The following is a 19354-nucleotide window of genomic DNA, read 5'->3' on the forward strand; positions in this document are numbered from 1 at the left end:
CGTGTAGCCTTTGTTTAGTCGCGCAGCAGGATCTCATCCAGCCTCAGAATGCCGACCAGCCCGGAAGAAGAGAAGCCTACTCCATTGAAGAAGGAACCGCTGATTCCGGCGATGCTGCCATTTGCGGGCTGAATATCGCTGAAGGTCGTCACTTTATTCACGTTGTCGACAATGACGCCGAGAGACTCCTCCTGGTGATGAACCACCAGAATGCGTGTATGCTTGGTATGGGCCACTTCCTCCATCTGGAGCAGCACTCTAAGGCTGAGCACTGGCACAATTTTACCCCTGAGGTTGATAATGCCCTTAACATAATGACGGCTGCTGGGGATCTCCGTTATTTCCTGCATTCTTATAATTTCATGGACATCTGAGATCGGGATCGCATAATGCTCGTGATCTACCCCGAATTCAACATATTGTTTCTGCAAAACGGTCTCCATAGTTACCCTCCGGCTTCTCATATTACTTGGCTGGCCCGCAGCTGCTACTCTGTCTCCGTCTCCCTCCTGAGTTCTTCGCATTACCTTCTGCTGATCTTGCATGTTCCGGTCTTTAGCCATCCCTGTGTGATAATGGGACAAAATACCACAAAAATGTCGTACAATATCTCTTATGCGACATGTCTAATCCTGAGGAGTGATGAAAAAAGAATGAGTCAGACCGAATTTAGCCGTACGGCGCTCAGCTTGGTGTACCCGGAAGAGGGCTATCTAAGCGATGATCAGATTGTTCAGATGTTTATGGCTACCTGCTGTACGAATGTTAATACAGGTCGGAATTATAAGCGCGCGATTGCTGATTTCCGCAGATTTATTGCAGGCACCTCCTTACGGGCAGTTAGCTGGAGGGAGATTGAGGCGTATAAGATTTTCCTGACGCAGGGGGGCTACAGCTATCAGAGGCAGCTGGCACCGGCAAGCATAGCGGCATTCCTTGCGCCGTTGAAGTCTTTTTATAAATGGGGAAGTGATCAGCATATCGGGATCTTTGCAGTGAATCCGACCTCCTCGGTGCGCATCCCCAAAATAACCGTGACCAGCCGCAAGAACTTCCTGACCAAACGGGAGGTGGGAGAATTACTGGATGTATTGGAGAAGCAAGGACTGCGCAACTATCTGATCGGGCTGACGCTGGTAGTACTGGGTCTGCGGGTATCGGAGCTGACGGCGATGAAGTGGGGGGACTTCCATAATGATCTGCTGGAGACCTCGGTCTGGCTGACCGTGGAGAACGGCAAGGGGAGCAAGCTCAGAGAAATCAAGGTTCCGCCGACCCTCTGGCAGCTGTACTCCAAGTTGTCTGAGACCCTGCCAAGGAAGGAAGAGGTCACCCCGGAGCAGAGGATGTTTCCGTTATCTTCACGGCAGGTGGAACGGATTATTAAGAACGCCGGAGCTGCCAGTACGATTGAGAAAAAACTGACGCCGCACTGGCTGCGCCATACGAATGCCACACTGGCCCTGCTCCAGGGAGCGTCACTTCAGCAGGTTCAGGAATCGCTGGGGCATTCCCACATCAATACCACCCAGCGGTATCTCCATACCGTTCAACAGATTCAAAAGGCTGCCCCGGATTTTGTAGAGGACAGCCTGCGCACGTTCATTCAATAGATTAGATTCGACAAAAATTGCAGAGACACGAATTGAACATCGTTGTGGAAATAGAGGGGTTGGTCCGGCGAAGTTTCTATACAGAAGTTAGGAAATGACCTATAATAAACGCATTGCTGTTTGATTATGCGTAAGTATGCATAGTTTCTCTTGCTTCGCTCCAAAAAAGTCGCATAAGAGATATTGTACGACAAAAAACGTCAAAGTATACATAATGACTTAGCTTCATGTGGTATTTGCATTCAAATCCGGGACTTGTGCCGTAAATCCTGCGTATGCTCCTATAAATAAAGTCCAACCAACCCCGCCCATGTGCGGGGTTTTTTTGTGAATAAAAATAGCCGAGGTTTTCTATTGACAGTGAAAAGCACAGGTCATATACTGTGTATATAGATATATACAGTAAGCACACATAGATACACACTGAAGTTAAGCAGATCTGGCGGCTTCTGCCGCTCAAAGAAGAATAAAGCGAGGTTAAAGGTTATGACGACGTTAAAGCAAGCATGGGTCATCGTACGCAGCGAATTTCACGGTGACCGCTGGAAGCTGCTGTGGGCACTGCTGTTCTCGCTCCTGATCATGGGATATTTTGCTGCACTGTCAGGAATGGTCATCGACGATACGTTAACAGGACATGACAAGCAGCTGCTCAGCGATGTTCTGATGGTTACGATGATGCTTATGCTCACGATCACCTTTTCCCGGCGGAACATGAAGTATATCTCGGAGGATACCTATACCCGGATGCTGGGGTATATGCGGGCGTTGCCGGTGCCAGTAGCTGCTGTTCTCTGTAAAAGAAAGCTGGATACCCTGTTCGCCGTTGTCATGAACGGCACGCTGTACTTCAGCCTGATCTATCTGTTCAGCCCTGGAATACGCGCGGAATTGCCGCCTGCTTCGTATCTGGCTTTTGCCTTTACCTGGATCGCTTACAGTCTAATTGTCGCAGGCATTTACATTATCATCGAGTTCTCGGTCAGCGGCGTCATGTACTTCTGGATCATCTCATCCGTTATGCTGCTGGCGGTGGGCGTGTCAGGATTAGTCTACCTGACGGGAGGCAATATTCTGCTCGCTACGGTCGCTGCCTCCAGGTCATGGGGGCTGGGCTCTCCGCTGATGTGGGGTGCACTTGCAGCGGGTGTTCTATCCATGCAGCTATTCTGCAAGTGGACGATTTACCGGCTGAAGAGCCGTGATCTCGTATGAGACGGGGCAAGGCGTTCATCCGGGGGCCGGGCCTGGAAGGCAGGTGTAAATGATGTGGATACCTATACAAATTAATGAGAACAGCGCAGAGCCGCTGTATCATCAGATTGAGACGCAGCTCAGATCGCTGATTATCTCAGGTGCGATTACAGAAGGGACGCTGCTCCCTTCCATCCGCGAATTCGCGGGTGACCTGAAGTGCAGTGTCATTACGGTCCGCCGCGTCTATCAGGATCTCGAGAACGAAGGCTTGCTGCGGACCCGGCAGGGGACGGGCACCTTCGTATCCCATATCGGGACCGGAGCCATGGAGGACTATAAGCAGGAGACCATCCGCAAGGCGCTGGAGAGCGCCGTGGAGGCGGGACTGTCCGTCCAATGCAGCGAAGAGGAACTGACCAGGCTGTTCACAGAGATTGTGAAGAGCAAATACGGGAAGCAGGCAGAAAGAGGGGGAAGCTGATGGGGCAGCAAGCTATAGAACTGCGGGATGTTTGCAAGAAGCGGCGGAACAAAACCATCGGGCCGATGAATCTCCGGCTGCCGCAAGGATATATTACAGCGCTGGTGGGCCAGAACGGCGCGGGCAAAAGCACGCTGCTGAATATGCTCCTGCAGCTGATTTTGCCGGATGAAGGGGAGATCCGCTGGTATGAAGAGGCTTACCGCGGTGTACTGCCGATGGAGCTCCGCCAGACCATCTCTTACGTGCCGGAGATGCCCCAGCCAGAGGAGAACTTCTGGACACCCGGTGAGGCGGCGGCTTTTCGCAGCCACTGGTATCCTTCCTGGGACCAGAGCTATTTCGAGGAGCTGATCCAGAGGTTTGAAGTGCCAGAGAATGCCAGACTGGGTAAAATGTCTAAGGGTGAGCGCCGCAAGTTCGAGCTTGCGGCGGCCCTTGCGGCGAAGCCCCTGCTGCTGCTGCTGGATGAGCCTTCTTCGGGCCTGGACCCTTTTGCCTGGAAGACTATGATTGATACGCTGCAGAACTACATGGAGGAGCACGAGGCGACGATTGTCATCTCGACCCATATTGTGGATGAGGTGCGGCGGCTGGCCGATTACATCGTGCTGATGCATCAGGGGCAGCTGCTGGGAATGGCCGAGAAGGACAGTCTATTCGGCTCTTGGGCTGAGCTGTGGGTTCAAATTGAAGACGAGCAGGACCTGCAGGCACTCGCAGCCGAGCTGCCACAAGCGCTGGAGCTGAAGCTCGAGACGCCGGGTGTGGCTTCCTTTTTAACCCAACAAATTTATCTGTATGAGAAACGCATCCACGATTTGGGCGTAAAGGTACTCAAGAGCCGCAGCCTGGAGCTGGATGAAATCCTAAGCTTATGGACCCGGGGACATCGTCCGGTTCTGATCGACCAGAAGAGAGGGGAATAAGAATGGAAGCATTGCAGTTGAAGCAGGTAGTGAAGCAGTACGGTGAGAAGACAGCCGTCAACGGAATCAGTCTAAAGGTGGAGCAAGGCGAGATTTACGGTCTGCTGGGTGCCAACGGCGCCGGCAAAACAACGACTATGCGCATGGTGCTCGGCCTGATCTATCCCGACGAAGGGAGCATCCTGTATAACGGCAAGCCGTATAGTAAGGAGCTTCAGCATCTGATGGGCTATCTGCCGGAAGAACGGGGACTGTATCCGAAGGTCAAAGTAAGCGATCAGATTATCTATCTGGCGCAGCTGCGCGGGATGTCCGCCAGTGAAGCGGATAAGAGCCTGAAGTACTGGCTGGAGCGCTTCGATGTTCCGGAATATTACAATAAGAAGATTGAAGAGCTGTCCAAGGGTAATCAGCAGAAGATGGGCTTCGTCGCCGCTGTGGTCCATAAGCCGAAGATTCTGATCCTGGATGAAGCCTTCAGCGGCCTCGATCCGGTCAATGTGGAGCTGCTCAAGGATACCGTCAGAGAGATGCGGGATCTGGGAACGAGTATTCTGTTCTCCACGCACCGCATGGAGCATGTTGAGGAATTATGCCGCAATATCACGATTCTTGACCGCTCGAACACCGTAGTTCAGGGAGATATCCGCGAGATCAAGAAGGGGTATCCGCGGGAAGAGGTTGTACTGCGTACCGCCGGGGAAGTGAACGGACTTACCGAGATTGCCGGAGTTACCGGAGTGCAGCGGCAAGAGCGCGGGTATGTGTTATCCATCAATGACCTGGGAGCGGCGCAGCGCATATTGCAGCTGGCTGTGGCTCAAGGCGAGGTCGAGCATTTCGAGATTAAGGAACCGACGCTAAACCAAATCTTTATCAGAGCGGTGGGTGAATCCAATGAATAAAATGGCAACCATTATCGGCTTCACATTCAAGAACAAGGTAAGAACGAAATCCTTCATGATTACGACCCTGATTCTGGTGCTTCTGCTTAGCATTGGGATGAATATTCCTTATCTAATCAAAGTGTTCAAGGGAGAAGACGGTGCCAAGGACGCGACACAGATCGGAATAGTTGCCACGCAGGGCTTCCGGCCCGCCGAGCTGCTGCTCGCTTATACTCCGCCGGCTGAAGCAGACGATAAAGTCGTATTTACCGCTTATCCTTCCGCTGAGGATGCTGCGCTGAAGCAGGGGCTGGAGGATGAGAAGATTGAGGGGTATCTTACCTTTGCCGATAAGGGCAGTGTAGGGGTGCCACCGGTTACGTATCACAGCAAAGACGGAGACATCAGCAGCCAGCTGAGAACGAATCTGCAAGCGGCTCTACAGCAGGTGAATACCGGGCTGATTGTCGGCGACAAGCTGACCGAGAGCCAGGTGGCGGCAATCTTCGCTCCAGTCTCCATCGGTACAGAGCAGCTCAGTTCCAGCGGAGCAGTGGATGGCTCAGATCAGGATCAAGCGAAGCCTGTTATCAATTATGTAGTAGTCTATGTTCTGCTGATGCTGTTCTTCATGTCAGTCATGATGACCGGGAATATGATCTCAGCCGAGATTACCTCGGAGAAAAGCTCGCGCATTATGGAGATTCTCATCACCAGCGCCTCGCCTTTAACCCAAATGTTCGGCAAGGTGATCGGAATCTTCCTTGTCGGACTGATGCAGATCGCGATTATCTCGGCTGCCATCGCCGTCAACCTGATGCTGCCGCACAATTCGAGTATCCTGAGTGATTTCAATATGGATCTGGGCCAGCTGAATGCCGGAATTCTCGTCTATGGATTCATCCTGTATATCCTGGGCTACTTCCTGTACGCCCTGATGTATGCCGCTGTCGGTTCAATTGTCAGCCGGACAGAGGATCTGGGACAGGCCGTGATGCCGGTCATGATGCTGGGCTTCGTCAGCTTCTATCTGCCGCTGTTCAGTATCTCGAACCCGGACACTCTGCTGGTTAAGGTCGCGAGCTTCGTGCCATTCACCTCTTCGCTCAGCCTGCTGCTGCGCATCGGGGTCGGACATGTGGCCTTCTGGGAGATCATGGTCTCGCTGGCGATCCTGCTGGCTACAACCTTCCTCTTCGGCTGGCTCGCCGCCAAGATCTACCGCACCGGCGTCCTGATGTACGGCAAGCGCCCTAGCATCAAGGAGATCAGAAAAGCGATGAAGGCTTATAAAATCTAAGATTGTATACAAAATAAAAACCTGCTAAGGAGTGTCTAACATGATTAAAAAACAATTCAAAAACCAACAGGTATCGACGCTGTTCCTGGCCTCACTTGCAGCCATTGCTGCCAGCCAAGTGATTCAGCCTAACGCAAGCAACGTGATGGATTTCTCGCAAGGATTGCTGTTAGGCATGGGCCTTGTAGGGATGATGATGACGATTGTGACCCTGGGTAAATCTAAGAAACGTAGCGAATAAGACGAAGTTGCAGCTAATACCAAGCTCATCCGTGATTACGGGTGGGCTTTTTTTGAAATACAAGAAATTATATGTTTCACACGATAACTTATCCTTCTATTTCTCGCTGAAACGGTACTGTCCCTTAAAAGGACGGCAAAGCCGTTTCCACTTGTGATTGTACTGGAGTTGGGACTTCCGTGATGATTCTAGAATGTATGCGAATCCATACAAGCGGTCGGTGAGAGGGAATTCTCAGAATTGGCGAGAGATAGGGGAGTGCTGCATGGTGCTGGAGGACGTGTTTGTGCCGGGAGCCGGGAAATATGATAAGGTATCAATTAGAGGTGAAAATTCCAATGAAGCACCAAATTTTACATAGTCATCATAGCTGAAGTGATTCAGCAAAGTCCCGATTTAAGTGTGGACCTGATTAACCTTATTTATAGCTCTGAGTTCAAGGGCATTGAACCCGAGCTCAACCCAGGCATGGAAATTGTCGCAGCACTGAAGGGGAATTGAATAACCTAGTAGGCTTAAATGAAGCCACGACAGCCCGGTTAACATAATAACTAATATTAATCAAAGGACTGATGTCATATTGCATACATAGATACGTTAAATGTGAAGTACAAAAACACTCTGTATATCATCGGGAAAGCATGGTTTTTTGATAAAAAATATATCTTAATGACACTTTGTTTAACGGTTTTTGTCAGCATTCAACCATTTTTAGCGGTATTCATGCCTAAGTTAATCATTGACGAATTAACGGGGCAAAACCGCTCTAATATGCTCATTATGTTAATTGTTTGTAGCACAGGTGCTTTGATTGTTGTGAATTTCGCGATAAATTTTATCGAACAGAGAAATAACTGTCTGAAAATTGTGTATGGATTTTTACGCAAATATACCAACGTTAACCTAACAACAGATTATGCTAATATTGAAAACGCTGAATTTTTGAACAAATCCAATACCGCAAGAATGACAATTTATAGTGTGGTAAATAGTTTTTTGCCGCAAATATCTTCACTGATGAGCAATATATTCATTGTATTGGGTTATGCGGCCATTATTATGACGCTTCACCCCTTACTCTTTATCTTTAATGTTGTAATGGCGTTTGTACTAGCGAAATTTACTAATCACGCCAAAAGCTTTCATTACCACAAGCAGGATGCCATTTCAGAGCAGGAGCGGCAGAAAGATGTAATAAGCGGCATTATGAAGGATTTTAGCTACGGTAAAGATATACGCTTGTTCAACTACGGACCGTTTTTAATTAATAAATATAATATAGCAAAGCGTAAGCGTTTTCTTTTGGCCAAAGAGATATCTAAGAAATATTTTTTTGTTCAAAGCGTAGAGTTATTATTCTCTTTTTTGGGCGAAGTTGTTTCGTATACATATTTGGCCTACCTGATATGGCATAACCAAATTTCCATTGGTGATTTTATCATGTATTCGGCATCTATTGCTGTATTCTATCACGCTATTAAAAATAGTATGAGCAGCTTGGTGAATATTAATGATAATACCTTGCGTATTAGCGATTTACGTGAGTTTTTGTATTATGAACAAGAGGAGGACTCTGCCCTTCCCGCAGATCAGCATCTATCGCCGCCCTATTCGATTGAATTCAGGAATGTATCATTTAAGTATGAGGGTGCGGATAACTTTGTGATGAAGGATTTTTGCTTGACAATTGAGCAAGAGCAGCGGCTCGCTATTGTGGGCGTGAACGGTGCTGGAAAGACGACAATAGTTAAATTACTATGTCGTTTATATAAGCCGTCTGAGGGTGAAATCCTGCTGAATGGAATAAACATTCAATCCTTCCCTAAGCAGCAGTATCTCGCTCTTATCTCCACTGTTTTTCAAGAAATTGTGCTCTTTGCCTATTCCATTGCCGAGAATATTTCACTCCAAGAACGCGGGGAAATGAATATCGAATTAGTCAATGAAAGTCTAAGAAAGGTTGGGCTGGCAGAGAAGATAAGTTCATTTAAGCAGGGGATTCATACGAGTTTGTACAAGATTTTAGACGAAAATGGTATCGAGTTATCCGGTGGTGAAAGCCAACGGGTTTCTCTAGCGCGTGCTCTATATAAAAACGGAGGTATTATTATTCTCGATGAGCCCACTTCCGCTTTAGATCCATTGGCAGAATATGAATTGTACAAAAACTTCAATGAAATCGTAGAAAATAAAACAGTGTTGTATATTTCACACCGATTATCTAGTACACGTTTTTGCGATAAAATTGCCTACATCGAAAATGGTATGGTTGCTGAATATGGCGATCATAATCAATTAATGAAGTTTGATGGTAAGTATGCACAAATGTTTAAGGTCCAAAGCCAGTACTATCAATCTGCTGGAGAGGAATACTCCGATGAAGCATGATATCCGAACATTTATTTCTTACATCCAGCTTATAAAAGGCTTATCCAAGAACTACTTTATACTTGTGATTCTATCAGCACTTGTTCAAACTGCGCAGCCCTTTGTTAATATAATCATGCTGCGTTTTATAATCGATGAATTAACCGTCTACAAAGTTGCTAGTCAGTTGATCATGTACATTTCTATAATGGTTATTGGGAATTTAGTCATTGGCTTGCTTGATAGGCTAATGGCAAGAAGTTTGGAATTGAAAAATCATCTGCTTATGGCGGATATCGAGCTTCAGCTGGGCAAAAAGATTATGGATGTTCATTTTAAATATTTAGAGGATGCGAAGGTACTCAACTTGCGGGAGCAAGTGATGTTTTTTATCAACAATAAGATGACTATTGTAGGACTACTTAATCGTTTTATACAGAGTGTTGTTGGGCTTATCGGGTTTTTAATCATAGTAGTAACAATGAATGTTTATATCCTTCTCTTAGTGGTTGCAGTAGTGATTTTTAATTCATATATATACAAAAAAATGAAGAACAGAGAGTTTGAACATGAGCAAAATCAAGTATTGTTTAATCGGAAATGGTCGTATTATATAGGGCTGGCCATTAACTTCTTTACTGCAAAAGATATTCGTCTTTATAACATATCGCCTTTTATTATGAATAAAACTAAGAAATATCATGAAGATGCGATTACAGCCAACGATAAAATAACCCATTACAAAGGTAAGAGCTACGGGCTATCTTCACTTGCTATTCAAATACAGAATGCAGTCATTGTTGCTTATGCGGCCTACCGTGTTTTCAAACAAAATATAACGATTGGTCAATTTACGATGTATATTTCATCTGCCAATTTACTTTCTAATCATCTGACAGAGCTGACCAGGTCTGTCATTGAATTCAGGCAAATGTGTAAGCACATCGACAACTTCATTACTTTTAACCGGATTCCAGAACCTGATAAAGACGGTAATCGTATCTTCCCCAATGATTTAAAGCTGGAATTTAAAAATGTATCGTTTTCCTATAACGATGATTCATCATTAGTACTTAAGAACGTGTCAATTATCCTTCAAATGGGCGAGAAGCTGGCAATTGTAGGCCCTAATGGTGCTGGAAAAACAACCTTCATTAAATTACTATGCAGACTTTATAAACCACAGGCAGGCGAAATTTTATTAGGCGGAAAAAATATTCAGACATACGATTATGAGGAGTATATGAAGCTTCTCTCTGTCGTCTTTCAAGATTATAAGCTACTTCCATTCTCGATTAGAGAAAACCTAGATAACGAAAGTCAAAGGTCGGATGATGCTATGGAAGAGGTACTGAAGCAAGTCGGTCTATTCGAAAAAATTCAGGAAATACCTAAACGCTTAAACACATCCATATACAAGACACTGGACAGCAGTGGAATTGAACTTTCCGGTGGACAATATCAGAAGCTGGTAATTGCGCGGAATATTCTAAAGGATGCTCCGATTTTAATACTTGATGAGCCCACATCCTCACTAGATCCTTATGCTGAAGCAGAAATATATCAACACTTTAATGTGTTGGCTAAGGGGAGAACGACGATCTACATTTCCCACAGAATGTCTTCTTGTACCTTTTGTGATAAGGTGGCGGTTTTTGATCAAGGCGAGATCGTAGAGTATGGCACACACCAAGAGCTGCTAAATAAAAAGAAGGTCTATGCTGGCATGTGGCATGCACAAGCAACTTATTATAATTAATATCAAGGGAGGAAGCAAAATGATCATCTCACCATGTTTAGAGTTTTCAGGAAATTGCCGCGAGGTTATTGATTTTTAACAAATAACTTATGATGATGATAGTTAAGGGGGAGTACTGGTTATTAAACTACGGTCTCAATAGTATACTCATAGCAGCAGAAAGATTAGAATTCACAATTTCTCAGATCAATTGCGAATTAATTTCAGAAGCCTATTGGAATATTACCAAACCATTTAAGGCCCCTATTATTCTTGAAGAAAGAAATATTTTGTTAGTATCTGAATTGAAAAATAATGATGTCATTTTACAATCGGAATATGAATATTTTAAGAATGGTTTTATTGAATCAAAGAATAGCATTGAAATATATCGAAATAAGCTTATGAAAAAAATAATAGCAAATAACCTAAAAGTAACAAAACACCCATCCGTCCATAAAGGCAGGTGGGTGTTTGCTTATACACCATTTTTTTTACGAAAGTCAGAAGGGTTAACTCCTGTCCATCTTTTGAATTGTCTGCTGAAGTGGGAGAGGTTCTTGTAGCCTAAACGATTTGAAATCTCATTTAAAGATATCCTGGGCTGCTGGAGTAATATTTTGGCTTCCTGTAGCTTTAAGTCAGATAGATAGGTGCGGGGCGACATTTTATATATTTTTTGAAATACCTCTAATCCATAGTTAGGGCTGATCCCTAGCGAAGCAATGATGGGCTGGATGCGAATGGTGTAGTCTGAATTTCCCTGGGTGCAATTTTTCTTAAAAGCACTCTTGATGGCTTCGGCAATTTCTTTGGCGTATTTCGCAGTGGTCATGGACTGGTTAGCACGTATCTCCGTCAGGACCGGCTGGATATCTACCAGCACCTCCAATAACTCGAACAAGACCATTTGTGCTTTTAGCTTCGCTTTGGTGAACGACAACTCAGGCTCATGCAGAATATCGATCCATTTTTGAAGGCATTGTTTCAACTGGTCATGATACACATTGGAGGGCGTATAGACCCAATCACAGTTTTTCATGATTTGCATCCGCAAGGAGGGCTCGTCTATATCGAAATGAGCACAAAAATAGGTCATCGATGTAGCGGAAATACACTTATTCGTATGCTCGAACCCAGGCGGAATCAGCAGAATATCATCACGGTTCACAATGAATTGTTCATGATCCATCCTTGTCTCCTGAGCCCCATCCAGCACAATTAGAATCTCAAAGGCATGGTGGGATTCTGTAGTCATGCTCCAATCGGCAGGAACAGTTTGTGTATGTGCGCCAAAAAAGCGTATATTCCAATCAATGCGCGGCAGCAGCAGCGTCTGTGCACCTGTGTGATACCTATTCATATGTTCCAATTTGCAGCACCTGCCTTTGATTTGGGTAAATCTAGCCGTAATCATCCCATCGCTTAAGTACGTTAGTAGTTATTATAATATACATAGGCAATAGAAAAAGGGTAAAAAATATGGCTAAACAGCGAAGGGAAGCAAATAAATGACGAAGATTAATAATCCAATAATCCCTGGAATGGCACCAGATCCCTCTATTATTAGAGTGGATGATGTGTATTATATTGCGACATCCACGTTTCATTGGAATCCCGGCATTCAAATTTTCAAGTCAACCGATTTAGCGAACTGGGAGCTGACGGCCTTTGCCCTGAATAAAGGTGAAGTGAATCTAAGAGGCACTAATACTCCAGCCGGGATCTGGGCACCGCATCTATCCTATGATTCTTCTACAAACCGGTACTGGTTAGCCTATTCGCATATGTTGAACATGGCAGGCCGTGAATTTAACTCGGATTCCTATGTCATGTGGGCAGAAGATATCCATGGACCCTGGTCGGAGCCTATCTATCTGACATCCATCGGTTTCGATCCGGCGCTGTTTCATGATGAAGACGGCAAACACTATGTGTCCATTCTTGAATGGGAGACCCGTGAAGGGTATCAGGCGCCTGGACATATTGTGATCGCTGAATTTGATTTGAATGAGGGGAAGATCGCTGGACAATGGCACCGGGTGACGCAAGGATTCACCAGCCGCGGCTGTGCTGAAGCACCGCAGATCTATAAATATAGAGATATGTACTATCTACTATTAGCTGCTGGCGGAACGGGATATGCTCATGGTGTTGAGCTGGGACGTGCGGAGAATATTTTTGGCCCCTATGAACCGCATCCGTCGGGAGAGCCCATTATCACCTCCTCGCCGCGCCATCTATTCTCACTGGGTAATCCGGATGCCGGGCATTTTGAGATGTATAATCCAGGCTCAATCATGCAAAAAGCAGGTCACGGCTCATTAGTTCAAACCCAAACAGGCGAATGGTACATTGCCCATCTAATGTCACGGCCTGTGGAAGGAACGCTTTTAAACCCATTAGGCCGTGAAACCTCGATCCAAAAAATGCATTGGACAGTAGACGGCTGGCTGGAAATGAAGGATGGATCGAATGTAGCCAAAATGGAAGTTGAGGGGTTAACAGGTGTTGAATTAGAGGGGGACAGGCTCTCTCATGATGTATTCGATGATTTTAACCAGGAGCACTATGATATTCATTTTCTGACTCCATACCGGGACCAGCAAGCAGCATGGGTGAATACGGTTGAACGTCCGGGTTACTTACGCATTCATGGAGAGAATTCTTTCTTCTCGCAGATTAATCCGGCGATGTTGGCCACGCGTGCAACCTCCCTTCATTATGAAGTTCAAACCAAGGTGGAATTTCATCCCGATCATTATTCGGAAACGGCGGGGATGGGGCTATACTATGATTCGAATAATTGGCTGTATGTTCACTTGACCCACTCCGAATCAGAGGGCACCGTTCTATCTGTGCTGCAGGCCAAGCTGGGGGAACGTATTGAATTGGTCCACAATTACATTCCAGTCCCTGAAGACACAGCGGAGCTCAAGCTGATCTATCATTCAGGCATCGCGAGTATCCTTTACCGCTTCGGGGATAACGGGGATTGGCAAGCTTTTGCAGAGAATATCGATGCTCTCTATCTGTCGGATGAAGGCGTGAACGGGGAGCCGGGGGAGATTGGCGGATTTACAGGCTTGTTCAATTTCATCGGCTCCGTGGATGCCCACCAGCATGACTCCTACGCTGATTTTGAGTACTATAGAGTTAAGAATTACTAACAGGAGTGGTGAATGGTTGTGAAGAAAAGTAGACAAACCCCCGTGCTGGTCGCGGTCTCTATCCTGCTCATTATTGTCAGCAGCCTGATCCCCTCGGCTCAGTCGGCTTGGCTGGGGGCGTTACAGACTCTTATGCTGGGAGCCGGATTGCTCGGCTGCTGTATAGCTTTTTGGCGGTTTGCCAAGGGCGGTAAGGGTGGTAAGGGCAAGAGCTGAGTTCTATGTACTGAACGGTTGGCGAAGACAGGATCGATGCATCGGATGGTTGAGCTATGTAAGGTGAGCCAAGCACTGCATGGATGCTGGTGCTGAGAATCAAGGACTAAGTCGCGGCGGATGCTGCGGCTTTTTTTGATAGAATCTATATGTTTTGGGATCCCCGCAAAGTACCTGAGTCATTTATCGAAGCTAAAGCCCCACTTTGAGGGGTCATTTTGTTTTGTAGGGGGACCCAGAGGCCCTTATTTTGTGAAAAAGACCGATTCTCTCCCCTTTGCGGACAGAGAGGACGTTAAAGGGCTGTGTGGAGAGGGAAATGAGGCGGAATAGGTTAATTAAGCGCCTCTCAGTCCGCATGGCCTTCGGAATGGTCCCATTTGCCGAAATAGGGGATCTGTAGTCCGCATGGCTCACCATCCATCACCTTCTTCGACATCCGTACCCTAATCCCGCCACATCCAACTCGTTCCGCGGCTCTCATTCCTATAGCCCGCGTATCCCGCGTTATACCCAGTCTCATCCCGCCGAAGGACGATGGACCGCAGGCAAGGCAGAATGGGCGGCTGCCATCTGTTCGCGTATTCCTCTAAGCCGGGCCTTCAGCTCGGGGATGCTGCAATCCAGGATCTGGCTGATGTCGGGCAGGGGGAGCTGGATGCCGTACCATAAGGCACAGGCAACGTGATCGTCCCAATTAAGCAGGGCAGCAGCGCAGCGGCTATGATCCCGGGCGAGCACAGTACATTGGCGGATGCACTCTCTGTAGGCAGCCGCAGCAGCGCTGTCCCCTGAGAGGCTGCTCTTCAGCCATAGTGGATGGAGTGCCACGAAGGTGGCGGTGGTTGCTTGCTCGGCGCGGGCGCCTGTTTCCAGCAGAAGGCAGCTTAGCGCATAGACGGGACTGCTATATTGCCGGGTGTAGTGGTTGAATCCGGCAGCAGCAGCTGCCGTGGGCGATAAGGGGTCAGGCATGTGGTCACGTTCCTTTCTGAATCTATACTGTGCAATTCATTCCAGCGCGCAAAAAACCGCAGGCAGAGGAGGACCTCTGCCTGCGGTTGTGGATAACAGGCGTAAGACGCCTGGCACAAAAGCGTGGCGGATCAGGGCTCTCTCCTTACGCTTACGAGGTTAGCTGTCGGATTCGGACGGTGAGAGTCGCCCTACCTGCCGGAGACCTGCGCGTGGCATTCTCCTTCGGATTCACCCCAAGTCGGCCTGACGGCCGGATGGTTCCCCCGTTTTCCACATGACGGAAATTCAGCGTGCATGCATTGCTTGTTTTCATGAATGCATTCATTTGCTTTCAACACGAATCATACTCTTTTCGGAGGGGGTTTGTAAAAATGGAAAAGAGTGCTATTCGCCTTTTTTTCAGCAAATGGCTGAATGGCTGTGCATAGGGAAGCTAAAACACCTATATGTAGCAGATTATCTGCCATTTATCTCGCTCAAGCGCTGTTTTTTATTTTTGGCAGAGATCACCACCACAGCGGAACCTTCTGATTCTTCCAGGCAATGATCCGCTTCACCTCACGAACGGTTCCTGTTGTAATCTCATAGTCGCTGCGCTGCGCTGCATGAAGGTCCAGGAAGTGCAGCATCCCTCCATAAGTCCCAACAGCCAGCAGCGTCTCATCCGGATTGATAGCTAACCCTGAAATAGTGCTTCCGGCATAATAACGCCACAGCTCCCGCCCCTCTGCATCAATGAGCCTTAAGTAGCCATAAGCGTCGCCAATGACAACACCCTCTTTCAGCGCTGCCGCTGCATACACCCGGGCTTCCTCGTTAACAAGCGGATATTCCTGGTCTGCCGGGAGTTTTCCTGCTACCACATCTTCAAGGGGAACGGCAAGGGTAACGCCATTATAGAAGTGGCAGGCATTGAACCATACGCTATGCTGGTCCTTCGTAAATATAGTATAGTGCGGGTAACTGGATTCCGGATTGAATAAGTGAACCTGCCCTGAAGTTATGTCATATAAAAGATGATCACTGCCCTGGCTGCCATAGGAAATCCATCTTCCATCCGGAGAGACGGCACCATGCGGCATGTCAATTTCAATGTGCTCTATCTCATCTGCTTTATATTCTTCGAGATCAGGATGCAGCAGATTCACCTCCCAGGGCTTCTCCTCCGATTGCTGGACCAGGAAAATTCCCTGGCTCATAACAAGCAATAACGCCCCGCCCCCGTTAAAAGGAATGACCTGCTCCAAGGGTAACGCCTGGTCCAGGCTGTCTATGTCCAAGACGGGAAAGTCCGGGTCCAGCGCTTGAATCGTTCCATTCAGCTCACGCCATGAGAGGGTTGCTACAACTGTGCCCTGAAGTGTGCTGTTCATGGATTGCATAATGGTAATCCCCTGAGTTCCGGCGAGCGCATAGAACTGATTATCAGGTGATGCCCCAACCAGGCTAAACTCGCCGAATACGGAAATAACATCCTTATGTACAACCACAACTGCATTCTTCTCCCAGGGGGTACCGGTGCTGAATACCACAGCATCATCACTGATGAAATGGATACCGCGAATCGCCTGCATCTCCTTCTGAAAGTGGCCGGAGAGCGGCCACGTTGCCGCCGGCAATTGCGCCCGCAGCTCAGCCATCTCACCGTGCTCATTAGCTCCTCGAATCATCTTATAGATTTTGGCGGCGAGGGTCCCGCGTGTATCCTCTGCGGGTTCATTTCCCGCTTTGTCCCAGCCTTCAGTCAGTCCTTTATGTACGAATTGGTTAACGTCGCCCGCATAACGCTGCCCTTCTTCACGCCATTTGGCAGCCTGCTCATTTTGTAGCCAGTTCAATTGATCAGTCCTCCTGTTCCAGATATATATAAATATACATATTTTACATCAATGAATCGCAAAAAAAGGTGCTGCTCCTGTTGAGAGAACAGCACCTTTGTGTATATTACAGAACAGCAGCATCCATAAGCTCTTGAAGCTCAGGAAGATTGAAGCCCTTGACTGCCCGGTCCCCGGATACAGTGACTGGAATGCCCATGAAGCCCAGCTTCTCCACTTCCTCCTGATAGACCGAGCTTGTCATCACATCCCGCACCTCGAAGGGAATGCCTTTGCTCTCCAGCAACTGCTTGACCTGATTGCATTCGCTGCAGCCGGAGGTCGAATAGACAATTACGTTCGCGCTCATTGCTCCACTGCTTCCTTTATCGCTTTTTGGGTAATCTTCCAGTGTGAGGTGTTCCAGCGGACTTCGCTGTCCTCCAGCAGGAAGATTTGCGGGGATTCATGCTTGATTCCGAAATCCTCAGCAATCTGATTGGAGACAGGACGGTCTTCGATCACATGGACAACGGCTGCAGGAGTATCTGAATGCTGTGCATAGGCCTGGAATTCTTCGTTGGCCTTGGCGCTGATCGGACAGGTGGTGCTGTGCTTGAAGAGCAGTTTTTTGCCAGGCTGCCCGATATATTGCTCTAGTTCTTCCTTAGTGTGAATTTGTTGAATAGACATCGGAGGATCACCTTCCTGGGTAAGAGTTAATGAAACCTGTTGTCAACAATTGTGTTGTTAACAACTATTAATCATGATTGTAACATAGTTCAAAATTAAAGCAAAAGTAAAGTTCTGCTTAGTCCGGCCCCTCCCTTGAAGGATGTTGTTAACGGCCCGAGGCCATGCTAATGTGAGAGGGATGAATCTAGGCTCGGTGCATAATCATGCAGATATGAGGGGGGAGCTCATGAAAAGGGTTGCTTGTGTTACCGGTGCTGACCGTGGACTGGGATTGTGTCTCGTTCGATCTCTTTTGGAGAGTAAGTACATGGTGTTTGCCGGACAGTATTTGCCGGACCCTGCGGCATTGGAAGCTTTGAAAGCGCAATACCCGGATAGCCTGAGGCTGGTCCCTCTTGATATCGGCAATGCAGGGAGCGTAAAGGAGGCTGCACGGAGTATTGCCGGGAGTACAGGGCACCTTGATATGATTATCAATAACGCGGGGATTATCCACCGGTCGGATGATGCAACGGTGCTCGTGGATATGGATGATGAAGCGATGGCGGAGATTTATAACGTGAACACGCTTGGTGCGCTGAGAGTGAGCAATGCATTGATGGGCTTACTGCTGCAAGGCCGCCAGCGTCTGGTGATTAATATCTCGTCGGAGGCCGGAAGCATCGGACGGAACAAGCGGATCAATATGTATGGCTATTGTATGTCCAAGGCCGCACTTAATATGCAGTCTTCGCTGCTGCACAATCATCTGCGTGCGATGGGCGGACAAGTGATGGTCTTCCATCCCGGCTGGCTGCAGACCTATATGAACGGGGAGAAGGATGCGAAGGCGCCTGTAACTCCTGAAGAATCGGCAGGCAAGATTATGACAATCGTTCATAACCATAAGATGTATTTGGCTGAAGAACCGGCTTTTATCGATCTGGACGGCAATCTCTGGCCCTGGTGACACGAACATTCAGGACAGGCTATCTTGGCAAAAGAGAGGTGTGTACATCATGTCTTCATACAAAGCACTGGCGTTCGGCAGCTATACTGAAGTGAAGTACCATCCCTTCGAGGGAGTAGACCGTGAACTGGAGCAGCTCCTTGAGCCCGAGTTCCATGTGGTCTCCACGGAGGATTACGGACGGATGAACCGGGCAGAGCTGGCAGAATGCAGACTGGTGATCTCCTATACGGAGTTCTCCGAGGAGCAATTACCCACTGCGCAGAGCGGGGCCCTGCTCGCTTATGTGGCTGGCGGCGGCGGGCTGCTTGTCGTGCACAACGGCATATCCCTGCAGCGTAATCAGGAGCTTGGGGCGATGCTTGGTGCCCGGTTCACCCATCATCCGGCGTTCACAGCGCTGCAGATGAAGGTGACTGCGCCGGAGCACCCGATTATGGAGGGGATATCTGATTTTGTTATAGAGGATGAGCCTTATTATTTCGAGCAGCATCCCCACTTCGGGACAACGGTGCTGGCCGAATATCCGCATGACGGAGCGATGAGACCGGCGGCATGGTGCCATGCCTTCGGTGAAGGCCGGGTGGTCTATCTGATGCCTGGGCATCATCTGCCTTCCTTCTCCTCAGAGCCGCTGCGCCGGATGATCCGCAGAGGCGGATTGTGGGCTGCCGCAATGCTGTAATACGTGACGCTTATGATAAAAGGCAGGATACCGCTTGGATAACATGCGGTGTCCTGCCTTTGTGTAAGAAATGGGATGATCAGCTATGAT

At 47.8% G+C, this 19354-nt stretch carries 19 protein-coding genes and 1 riboswitch; of the genes, 13 read left to right on the top strand and 6 right to left on the bottom strand.

The annotated features are described in order from the left end of the window. Positions 1-14 precede the first annotated feature (14 nt). The gene (locus NYE24_RS23070) at positions 15-443 is read right to left on the bottom strand and encodes a chemotaxis protein CheW (protein ID WP_036695280.1); all 429 of its coding nucleotides are present in this window, start codon (positions 441-443) and stop codon (positions 15-17) included. A 210-nt stretch (positions 444-653) separates the two neighbouring features. On the opposite strand from NYE24_RS23070, the gene NYE24_RS23075 reads away from it, so the two are divergent. From NYE24_RS23075 to NYE24_RS23115, 9 genes are all read left to right on the top strand, one after another. Continuing rightward, positions 654-1613, top strand: a complete 960-nt coding sequence (locus NYE24_RS23075; RefSeq protein ID WP_036695281.1) for a tyrosine-type recombinase/integrase — start codon at positions 654-656, stop codon at positions 1611-1613. A 486-nt stretch (positions 1614-2099) separates the two neighbouring features. Beyond that, positions 2100-2828, top strand: coding sequence for a hypothetical protein (locus tag NYE24_RS23080; protein WP_076160053.1), 729 nt, complete (start codon positions 2100-2102; stop codon positions 2826-2828). A gap of 52 nt (positions 2829-2880) precedes the next feature. Further along, a complete protein-coding gene (locus tag NYE24_RS23085) occupies positions 2881-3291 on the top strand; it encodes a GntR family transcriptional regulator (RefSeq protein ID WP_036695296.1) in 411 nt (136 codons plus the stop codon). Beyond that, positions 3291-4220 carry an ATP-binding cassette domain-containing protein gene (locus tag NYE24_RS23090; protein WP_036695283.1) on the top strand — a complete coding sequence of 310 codons (930 nt, stop codon included), beginning with the start codon at positions 3291-3293 and terminating at the stop codon, positions 4218-4220. Before NYE24_RS23085 ends, NYE24_RS23090 begins: the two co-directional genes overlap by 1 nt. A gap of 2 nt (positions 4221-4222) precedes the next feature. Next, positions 4223-5125: an ATP-binding cassette domain-containing protein gene (locus NYE24_RS23095; RefSeq protein ID WP_076160055.1), complete on the top strand. Its 903-nt coding sequence runs from the start codon at positions 4223-4225 to the stop codon at positions 5123-5125. Next, positions 5118-6407, top strand: a complete 1290-nt coding sequence (locus tag NYE24_RS23100; protein ID WP_036695285.1) for an ABC transporter permease — start codon at positions 5118-5120, stop codon at positions 6405-6407. Before NYE24_RS23095 ends, NYE24_RS23100 begins: the two co-directional genes overlap by 8 nt. Before the next feature lie 40 nt (positions 6408-6447). Next, complete coding sequence (locus NYE24_RS23105; RefSeq protein WP_342476757.1) at positions 6448-6648, top strand: hypothetical protein; 201 nt, start codon at positions 6448-6450, stop codon at positions 6646-6648. A 603-nt stretch (positions 6649-7251) separates the two neighbouring features. Beyond that, positions 7252-9036 (top strand): ABC transporter ATP-binding protein, encoded by a 1785-nt coding sequence (locus NYE24_RS23110; protein ID WP_342476758.1) that lies wholly within the window; start codon positions 7252-7254, stop codon positions 9034-9036. Then, positions 9026-10774 carry an ABC transporter ATP-binding protein gene (locus NYE24_RS23115; protein WP_342476759.1) on the top strand — a complete coding sequence of 583 codons (1749 nt, stop codon included), beginning with the start codon at positions 9026-9028 and terminating at the stop codon, positions 10772-10774. Before NYE24_RS23110 ends, NYE24_RS23115 begins: the two co-directional genes overlap by 11 nt. Before the next feature lie 457 nt (positions 10775-11231). Here the strand turns inward: NYE24_RS23115 and NYE24_RS23120 are convergent, their stop codons facing one another. Continuing rightward, positions 11232-12116 carry an AraC family transcriptional regulator gene (locus NYE24_RS23120; protein WP_036700247.1) on the bottom strand — a complete coding sequence of 295 codons (885 nt, stop codon included), beginning with the start codon at positions 12114-12116 and terminating at the stop codon, positions 11232-11234. A gap of 148 nt (positions 12117-12264) precedes the next feature. On the opposite strand from NYE24_RS23120, the gene NYE24_RS23125 reads away from it, so the two are divergent. After that, positions 12265-13923, top strand: a complete 1659-nt coding sequence (locus tag NYE24_RS23125) for a family 43 glycosylhydrolase (protein WP_342476760.1) — start codon at positions 12265-12267, stop codon at positions 13921-13923. Positions 13924-13941: 18 nt separating this feature from the next. Further along, positions 13942-14139, top strand: coding sequence for a hypothetical protein (locus tag NYE24_RS23130; protein WP_342476761.1), 198 nt, complete (start codon positions 13942-13944; stop codon positions 14137-14139). A 519-nt stretch (positions 14140-14658) separates the two neighbouring features. Here the strand turns inward: NYE24_RS23130 and NYE24_RS23135 are convergent. From NYE24_RS23135 to ytxJ, 4 genes are all read right to left on the bottom strand, one after another. Next, a complete protein-coding gene (locus tag NYE24_RS23135; RefSeq protein WP_342476762.1) occupies positions 14659-15114 on the bottom strand; it encodes a hypothetical protein in 456 nt (151 codons plus the stop codon). Positions 15115-15248: 134 nt separating this feature from the next. Then, positions 15249-15418, bottom strand: a riboswitch (cyclic di-AMP (ydaO/yuaA leader). A 205-nt stretch (positions 15419-15623) separates the two neighbouring features. Further along, complete coding sequence (locus NYE24_RS23140; RefSeq protein WP_036700219.1) at positions 15624-16955, bottom strand: hypothetical protein; 1332 nt, start codon at positions 16953-16955, stop codon at positions 15624-15626. A gap of 106 nt (positions 16956-17061) precedes the next feature. Beyond that, positions 17062-17304: a glutaredoxin family protein gene (locus NYE24_RS23145; protein ID WP_076160073.1), complete on the bottom strand. Its 243-nt coding sequence runs from the start codon at positions 17302-17304 to the stop codon at positions 17062-17064. Further along, on the bottom strand, positions 17301-17627 hold the full coding sequence (gene ytxJ / locus NYE24_RS23150; RefSeq protein WP_036700214.1) for a bacillithiol system redox-active protein YtxJ: 327 nt from the start codon (positions 17625-17627) through the stop codon (positions 17301-17303). Before ytxJ ends, NYE24_RS23145 begins: the two co-directional genes overlap by 4 nt. A 229-nt stretch (positions 17628-17856) precedes the next feature. Here ytxJ and NYE24_RS23155 point away from each other — a divergent pair, with 229 nt between their 5' ends. Both NYE24_RS23155 and NYE24_RS23160 read left to right on the top strand, forming a co-directional pair. Beyond that, entirely contained in the window at positions 17857-18579 is a 723-nt protein-coding gene (locus NYE24_RS23155; RefSeq protein ID WP_341028543.1) for an SDR family oxidoreductase, read from the top strand. A gap of 49 nt (positions 18580-18628) precedes the next feature. Next, complete coding sequence (locus NYE24_RS23160; RefSeq protein ID WP_342476763.1) at positions 18629-19264, top strand: ThuA domain-containing protein; 636 nt, start codon at positions 18629-18631, stop codon at positions 19262-19264. The last annotated feature ends 90 nt before the right edge of the window (positions 19265-19354 follow it).

Origin of the sequence: Paenibacillus sp. FSL H7-0350 (genome assembly GCF_038593195.1) — a bacterium.
GTDB lineage: Bacteria > Bacillota > Bacilli > Paenibacillales > Paenibacillaceae > Paenibacillus_AQ.